Origin of the sequence: Aureimonas endophytica (assembly GCF_014642635.1) — a bacterium.
Lineage (GTDB): Bacteria > Pseudomonadota > Alphaproteobacteria > Rhizobiales > Rhizobiaceae > Plantimonas > Plantimonas endophytica.
Genome location: NZ_BMIQ01000022.1, coordinates 1 through 5,547 on the forward strand (window position 1 = coordinate 1; position 5,547 = coordinate 5,547).

Here is a 5,547-nt window from a genome sequence, read left to right on the forward strand (position 1 = left end):
ACCGGATGGTGTCGGCCGTCTTGGCCGCCATGGGCGCCGAGGACCACGCGCACGTGCTCTGGGAGCATTCCAAGGAGCGTTCCGAGCCGGGTGGCTCCCCCCGGCACTGGCACCTCGTCGTGGGGCACGTGGGGCCGGACGGGCGCGCCTTGGACGACGGGCACTCGTACGCCCGCCTGGAGGCCGTCGCGCGTGTCCTGGAGGCGGACTGGGGCCATGCCCTCACCCCGAGCCGGCGCGCGGCCGCCGTCGCCGCCGCGCTGGACGCGACCCGCCCCGACGTGGCGGCCGCCGTTCGCGCGGCCCAGCCGCCCGAGCCGCCGCGCAGCGCGACCGGCTCGGCCGCGCGTGCTGCCGCTGCCCGGCAGGGCGTCGACCTGCCCGCCGCGCAGGCGGCCGTGCGGGCCGCGTGGAGCGCGTCGGACAGTCCGGCGGCGTTCCGGTCGGCGCTCGCGCTCGAAGGCCTCCAGGTGGCCTCCGGAAGCCGTTCCGGCGTGTGGGTGGTGCGGGCCGGGGGCGTCGACGTCGGGGCGCTCGATCGGATCGTCAGGGAGAAGCGGGCCGCCGTTGGCGCCCGCATGCAGGAGGTGCAGCATGTCGAACCCGAAGCCGGTCCCGGCTCCGACGCCCGCCAAGATTCTGGAAACGGCAACCAAGGTCGGCCGGATCGCGACCCAGGCCCGGGACGGCGTGACGGCCCTCCAGCCGCTGCTCGCGCTCCTGGAGGAGCCGGAGGGCGACCGGCCCAGTCCGATCGAGGAGCTGAGGCAGCTCCTCGAGGCGGTCCTCCTGAGCCAGCGCCAGCTCCACCTCTTGGTGACGGACGTGAGCAACCGCGTCGATGCCCTCGCCGGGCGGCGGAAGCCGTCGCCGTCCACCGTCTCCGCGGGATCGTCACCCCGCGCCTGACGGCGCTCGCGGCCGACCTCCGCGCCCTCGCGGCCGAGCCAGTCACCCGCGCGGTCGTGGACCTCGACCGGCGGGAGGCCGAGGCCCGCTCGCGGCTCGCGGCGACGCTCCGGGACCTGCCCGAGCCGTCGGCGTTGGCCCGCGCGCGGGAACGCGAGCACGAGGCCCGCGAGGCCTCGCACGCCGCGTTCTACGGCTGGCTCGACGTCGAGCGCCGCGCCCGCGCGGCCTGCGAGCGGCCCGAGCCGCGCGGCCTCTGGTCGATCCTGACGGGGCAGCGCGTCGAGTGGCGGCGCGAGGTCGACGAGGCCCGCGCGACCCTCGCGGCGATCGACGCCCGGCGGGCGGATGCCCGCAAGGCCGCAGCCGACGCCGCGGCCGTCTTCGGTCCGCTCGATCGCCTGTGGCGTGCCGACGCCGAGGCAGCTCGCCGCTGGCATGCGATCGAGGAGCGGCGCACGGCCGATGAGCTGGCGCTCCTCGGCGCTGCCCGGCGAGTCCTTGCCGCGGAGCCGACGCTCGCCTCTGGAACGGAAGCGGTGCTGCTCGACGCGGCCCGTCGCCGGTTGTCGGACGAGGCCCGTGCGGCCGAGGAGGCCGAGCGCCGGCGACAGGCCCGCGAGGACCGCGAGCGCGACCGGCTGATCGAGGCCCGTCGCGTCCGCCTGCCCCTGCCCGAGCTGGACTTCAACGAGTACCGAGGCCCGCGCCGCTGATCCGGCCGGGTTTCCCTCGCCTACCCCAGATCGACGCTCCGGAGGGCCGGGCGGGCCGCGTGTCCCGCCCTGGCGCTGCGCGCCACCCTCCTCCCGCGTAGATCCGGGGCCCCGCGGCTCGGTGACGCCCGGACGGCGCGCTCCCCTCGCTGCGCTCGCCGCCATCCCCCTTGGGGACGGCGGGCCGGGAGCCTATGCGCGCCGTTCGGGCGTCAACCCGGCCTCGCCGTCTTCGCAGTCTGAAATTAGGCTGACCATCACACCCATAGTCAGGCAATTCAGGGGATGACCATCACACCTATGGTCAGGCAATAAGTGGGTTGACGGTCAGCCTGACTATCATACCACAAAAGGTGTGATCGTCAGGCATTTGGTCAGCCACTTGACGGGCGGATTGTCTGCCCACAGCATGGCTGAGGATCAGGTTTCAGGAGGTGTGAATGCAGTTTCGTCGCAGGGGTGAAAGGGTCCAGTGCCTGGCCCCGTACTACGACCGGGAGGCCAAGCGCGTCCGGCAGCGCATGGTGCACTCGATGCCCTTCTGGGCGGCCTCCCCCGATCACGCCCCGGCGCTCTCGGACCTGCCCCAGGACGCGACCGACGAAGAGCGCCAGCAGTGGCGCGGACAGATCGTCGCCCACCTCCTCACCCGGCAGGGCATCGAGTCCGTCCAGAAGCAGGAGCGCGCGCATACGTCGTTCGAGAGGGCGGCGACCAATCTCGTGGACGCTTGGCCGTCCATGTCGGCGGACCAGCGCAAGGCCGTCCGCGGCGCGTTGCGCCGGATCGAGCGCGTCGTCGTGCCGTCAACCCGTAAAAAGGCTGACCCTCAACCCGAGCCGAGGCCTCGTGCGGGCGGCACCCCGGCCCGCGCCCCGTCCTCGCGAACCTTCGACGGCGCCCTCGTCGCTCGGGCCCGGGCGCTCCGCGGGGAGGGGATGGCGATGGCGGCGATCGCCGAGCGCATGACCGGCGAGGGGACGCCGGTCTCGAAGAGCTGGGTCCAGAAGGTCGCCGGCGGCAGCTCCCCGGCCTGAGACGCCCCACGCGACGGCTCCGCCGCGCGCCACGCTCGTCCAGTGGGCAGGAGCGCGGAGAGGGGTCAAGCGCGGGCTTGGGGAGTGGTGCGGGCGCAGGGAGCGCAGCGACCGAGCCTCGGTCCCCAAGGCCGTGCTTGACGCCGCGGAGCGGTCCCAACGCTCGATGCAGGGGAAGGACGGGAGGGGGGCGCAGCCACCCTGCTGGCATTCCCCTGAGGCCTCGCTGGCGAGAGTGGAGGGGCGCCAAGCCGAAGGCGCGGCGGGGAGGCAAAGCCTCCCTGGAGCCTTGTGCAGGGCTGGATGGGGGTGCGGCGTAGCCGGCTTGCCGAATCCAGCGCGCTGAGCCCACAATGCAGAAACGCCGCCCCGCGGGGTGCGGGACGGCGTTCCGATTAGTTGGTCCCGGCGATCAACACGCTTCGATCTTTGGCGGGCCGAGCGGTTGAGAGCCTTCACTAGGAAGTCCGGCTCGTAGAGCCGGGACACGCAATGATTATAGCGTTTCCTGACCAGTCCGACAAGCCGACCGCCGCTCGCTTGAGCGGGTGAGCGTGCGTGCGCGCATCGGCGCGCTGCACGACGCTACGACCCATCGTGGCCCGACCCGCGTCCTCCCTCAGGCCCTCGCCTGGGCGCCTTCTGGTGCCCATTCCTGCCCGTCTGGGACCCCCTCCACCGTCGATCGTCGACTCCCATCCGTGGCGGCGTCCGCAGCCGCCGCAGGCGGCCTCGACAATCGAGGAGCTACGTTGACCCCCCCCCTCGCGTCCTCGGCCTCGGTCCAAGGCGCAGGGAGTGAGATCACGCCTCAGACGAGGCGCAGGAGGGCCTGGGCGCTGCGCTTCACCGCCGCGAACCTCTTGCGCCCTTCCGACCCGACGAAGCGCGGCCCGTCGGTCTGCGCCTGCGGCACCGTCGCGCACGACACGGAGGAGGTGGGGCTGCACCTGTCCGCCGGCGGGGTCGGGCGAACCTCCGGCACGCTGCGCTGCCGTTCCGGCACGCTCTGCCCCGTTTGCGCGCCTTCGGTCGCCAAGGAGCGCCAGGAGCGCGTCGGTGAGGTCTACGACATCGTCCACTACCGCAAGGGGCAGACCCCGATGGTGACGCTGACCGTTCGTCACGATCGCAGGATGGCGCTCGCCGAGCTGCGCGCCGTCGTCGACGCCGCTTGGCGCGACGTGCGACGCGGTGCGCCTTGGGCGCGGGCCAAGAAGCGTTGGGGCGTTCTCGGGGTCCTGACGGCCCCAGAGGTGACGTGGAGCCAGGCGCATGGCTGGCACTACCACCTGCACATCGGCTTGCCCTGCCAGACCACCGAGGATGGTGCTCGCGACCTTGGAGCGTGGGTGATCGATCGGTACCTGCGTTACGTCCGCGCCGCCGGCTACACGGCGGTTCGCGAAGCCCAGGACGTCACTCTTCCCGACTCCCGTGGCGCGATCGTCGACTACCTCGCCAAGGGCGTGAGCCTTCACGGGGACCTCGCTTGGGAGCTTGCAGGCGCCACCCTGAAACGGGCGCGCAAGGCCCGTTCCGGTATGCATCCGTTCGACCTCCTCGAGGCCTCCGCTGGCGATCCGCGGATGGCGGATCTGTGGCGCGAGTACGCCAAGGCCATGAAGGGGATCCGCTCCTGCGTCGTGACCAAGAGCCTGGCGAAGGTCCTCGGGATCGATGAGGACGACGACGTGCAGGAACCGGGCGTCGAGCAGCAGGCGGATGAGCCTGTCGGCCACCTTCCCCGGCACGTGTGGCTGGCGGTGCACCGTCGCGGTCGTTCCTCGACCGTTCTCGCCGTCCTTGAGGATCGTGGACCGGAGGCGTGGGCCGAGGTGCAGCGCGTCGCCTTCGACCTGGCCGGCTTCGATCCGCCTGACCAGGGGCCTCGTGCGCCTGTCCCGCCTCGCGTCGTGGCACCGACGGCTGCCCAGATCGCCCGCGAGGCACTCTCCTGCCGATGGGCCGAGAGGAACTCGGGCGACGCGATCCGGAAGGTGATGGACCGCGCCCGGGGGCATGCCGTCGCGACTGGGTGCCAGTTCGATCCCCCCGATCTCCGCGAGGTCATGCGGCTGGTCGCCGAGGCGCGCTAGCGTCGGCGACGGCGGGGCGTCAGCCTAGTCCCATGCGTGGCGACCTACGACGGTAGCCAGCAATGGCTGGTGCTACGCACCAACCGCTGGCCAGGGGGGCTGCGCCCCCCGTGGACCCCTGCCGGAGGCCCCATGTCGAGGACGTCGACCACCACCACGCTGCGCCTCTCCGCCGACGAGCGGGCCGCCCTTGATCGCGCCGCGGAGACGGCCGGTCTCGGGCCGTCGGCGTTCGCCCGGCTGGCCGTCGTGAAGGCGGCCGGCGGGAAGCCCACGCCCGCTCGCCGTCGCCGGAACGACCTCGCCCAGGCCGTGGCCCGCGCGCTCGGCGAGCTGGCCCGGATCGGCAGCAACGTGAACCAGGTCGCGCGGCGGTCGAACCTCGGCCGCCCCGCCGAGGCGGCGGAGCTCGCGGCGATCCGGGCGGATCTGGAGAGGTCCACCCTCGCCCTCCTCGCGCTGCGGGAGCAGCCGCCGGCATGATCGTCACGACGACCAGGCACGGGCGGACCGGGCGCGACGTGCGCCAGCTCGCGGCCCACCTCGGCCGCGGCGAGGAGGCGCGCGTCGTGCTGGTCGGCGGCGTCCCGCTGTCGAACGCCGACGATGCGCTCAGGTACATGCAGGCGCTGCGCGACGGCTCGCGCGCGACCGTCGCCCTGCACCACGTCACCTTGTCGCCGGCGGCGGACCTGACCGACGCGCAGCGCGACCGGATGGTGTCGGCCGTCTTGGCCGCCATGGGCGCCGAGGACCACGCGCACGTGCTCTGGGAGCATTCCAAGG

3 protein-coding genes and 2 pseudogenes are annotated in these 5,547 nt (G+C 73.1%); all 5 read left to right on the forward strand.

Annotation, left to right across the window (positions count from 1 at the left end; translation table 11 throughout):
* Positions 1 to 1,625: pseudogene (locus IEY14_RS25800) on the forward strand (hypothetical protein); the annotation flags it as partial.
* Positions 1,626 to 2,065: 440 nt separating this feature from the next.
* On the forward strand, positions 2,066 to 2,662 hold the full coding sequence (locus IEY14_RS25630) for a hypothetical protein (protein WP_188913674.1): 597 nt from the start codon (positions 2,066 to 2,068) through the stop codon (positions 2,660 to 2,662).
* Between the two features lie 752 nt (positions 2,663 to 3,414).
* Complete coding sequence (locus IEY14_RS25635; RefSeq protein WP_188913676.1) at positions 3,415 to 4,761, forward strand: hypothetical protein; 1,347 nt, start codon at positions 3,415 to 3,417, stop codon at positions 4,759 to 4,761.
* Between the two features lie 132 nt (positions 4,762 to 4,893).
* Positions 4,894 to 5,244, forward strand: a complete 351-nt coding sequence (locus IEY14_RS25640) for a plasmid mobilization protein (RefSeq protein ID WP_188913678.1) — start codon at positions 4,894 to 4,896, stop codon at positions 5,242 to 5,244.
* Positions 5,241 to 5,547, forward strand: a pseudogene (locus tag IEY14_RS25645) (relaxase/mobilization nuclease domain-containing protein); the annotation flags it as partial. The gene IEY14_RS25640 and the pseudogene IEY14_RS25645, both read left to right, overlap by 4 nt.